2 protein-coding genes are annotated in these 2,420 nt (G+C 64.0%); both read right to left on the reverse strand.

Annotation, left to right across the window (positions count from 1 at the left end; genetic code table 11):
- Positions 1–136: 136 nt before the first annotated feature.
- Positions 137–313 (reverse strand): hypothetical protein, encoded by a 177-nt coding sequence (locus JOZ76_RS22205; RefSeq protein ID WP_291701893.1) that lies wholly within the window; start codon positions 311–313, stop codon positions 137–139.
- Positions 314–604: 291 nt separating this feature from the next.
- The coding region (locus JOZ76_RS22210) for a vitamin B12 dependent-methionine synthase activation domain-containing protein (RefSeq protein ID WP_291701895.1) at positions 605–2,420 on the reverse strand (1,816 nt) is incomplete at its 5' end.

The following is a 2,420-nucleotide window of genomic DNA, read 5'->3' on the forward strand; positions in this document are numbered from 1 at the left end:
CGCCTCGATGCAGAGGGGCGTACGCGCGATCGTCACGACACGTGAGGCGGGGATGCGATGGACGCGAAGACGATGCACGACGAGCATCGACAGCGCGGACGTGAAGTCGTGTGGTCCTGACACCCCGACGCTGGTGTCAAGCGCGCAAGATGATGATCTCGCGCGTGACGGGAGCAAGAAAGCCCGGTTCCCAGGGAGAGCGCGATATAAGCGTTAAAACCGTCGCGCAGGGAATGCCGGATGATTTGGCTGAACCTGTGGTGTCTGCCGCCAGCTTTTCTTTTGCTGGCGGGCCATGGGTTGCGGCCAGCACCCGGCATTCCCTGCGCCCTCTGGTTTCGGGGGCGACGCCTCGAGCAAAACTCGGACGCGAATTCGCGCCGCGGGGCGCTGAAGCTTGCCTTTGGAAATGCTCATCACATTCTCCGCTGTCATCGTCCGCGAAAGCGGACGATCCAGTATTCCAGAGACGCTAGTGATTGAGCGGAAAAGCCGCGTCGTACTGGATCGCCCGGTCGAGCCGGGCGATGACAGCGGAGTTGAAAACCGAAAGATGCTCGACACTCAGGAGTCGTCGCCGCGATGCGTCGTGGTCGAGCTCTCCTCAACCCCTCGCCGCCTTCTTCCGCCACGCCAGATGCACCGCGCAGGCGCAGCCGGGGGGATGCGAGGCGAGATCGTTCGATGCGATGTCATTGGCAGGCGCTGACGAAGAGGGGTTCGATGCCAGCACTGCTTCTCGCCTCGTGCGGGCTTGGTCGCGGTCCTGCGCCGGAATGTAGTCCAGGATCGGCGCCAGCCAGCGCTCGACCTCGGCGACGGTCATGCCCTTGCGCGCCGCATAGTCTTCGGCCTGGTCGCGCTCGATCTTGCCGACGCCGAAATAGAAGCTTTCGGGATGGCTGAAGTAGAGACCGGACACGGACGAGCCCGGCCACATCGCAAAGCTTTCGGTCAGTTTTACGCCGGCGCCGCGCTCGGCATCGAGCAGGGCAAACAGCGTCTGTTTTTCGGTGTGGTCCGGCTGTGCGGGATAGCCGGGTGCGGGACGGATACCCTGATACTTTTCCAAAATCAAATCGTCCGCGGAAAGGTTCTCGTCCGGCGCATAGGCCCAGAACTCGCGGCGGACCCGCGCATGCATCCGCTCGGCAAAGGCTTCGGCGAGACGGTCGGCGAGCGCCTTGCAGAGTATCGAGGAATAGTCGTCATTGGCCTTCTTGAAGCGGTCCGCGACCGCATCCTCGCCGATCCCTGCGGTGACGACGAAGCCGCCGACATAGTCGGGCACGCCGCTGGCGCGAGGGGCGATGAAATCCGACAGTGCGGCGTTGAAGCGTCCCTCGCGCTTCTCGAGCTGCTGGCGCAGCGTATGCAGGGTTGCGATCTTTGTCGTGCGGCTCTCGTCTGCAAAGACGGCGATATCGTCGCCGTCCGCGTTTGCCGGCCAGAAGCCGATCGTGGCACGCGCCGTGAACCATTTTTCCGCGACGATGCGCTTCAGCATCTCTTGCGCATCGGCGTAGAGCGACCGCGCTGCTTCGCCCACTTTCGGGTCATCGAGAATGGCGGGAAAGCGTCCGGCGAGCTCCCAGGTCTGAAAGAACGGCGTCCAGTCGATATAGCCGACCAGCTCGGCGAGGTCGTAATTGTCAAAGTTTCTGACGCCCAGGAACGACGGCCGCTGCGGCGGCGCCTTGGCGAAATCGATTCTGACCGCGTTGGCGCGGGCGTCAGTGAGCGTCAGGCGCTTCTTGGCGGCCTGTGCGCGCAGATGGGCGGCCGCGATCTTCTGATATTCGCCGCGGACCTCGGCGGCGTAGGCGGCGCGCCTCTCCGGCGAGAGCAGCGCCGAGGCGACGCCGACCGCGCGGCTCGCGTCATTGACATGCACGACCGGGCCGCCGCGATAGTTCGGGTCGATCTTGACCGCGGTGTGCACGCGGCTCGTCGTGGCGCCGCCGATCAGAAGCGGCAGCTTCATGTCCTGCCGCTGCAGTTCGCCGGCCAGAAAACTCATCTCGTCGAGCGAGGGCGTGATCAGGCCGGAGAGGCCGATGATGTCGGCGCCCTCGGATTTCGCCGTCTCGATGATCTTGGTGGCCGGCACCATGACGCCGAGATCGACGACCTCGAAATTGTTGCACTGGAGCACGATGCCGACGATGTTCTTGCCGATGTCGTGCACGTCGCCCTTCACGGTCGCGAGCACGATCTTGCCGGCGGAATGGCTGCTCTCGAAGGTAGACCCGCTCGCCAGACTGCGCGCCTTCTCCTCCTCCATGAACGGCATCAGATAGGCGACCGCCTGCTTCATGACGCGGGCCGATTTCACCACCTGCGGCAAGAACATCTTGCCATCGCCGAAGAGATCGCCGACCACGTTCATGCCGGCCATCAGCGGGCCTTCGATGACGTCG

The sequence above is a fragment of the Bradyrhizobium sp. genome (assembly GCF_019244115.1).
In the GTDB taxonomy this organism is placed as follows: domain Bacteria; phylum Pseudomonadota; class Alphaproteobacteria; order Rhizobiales; family Xanthobacteraceae; genus Bradyrhizobium.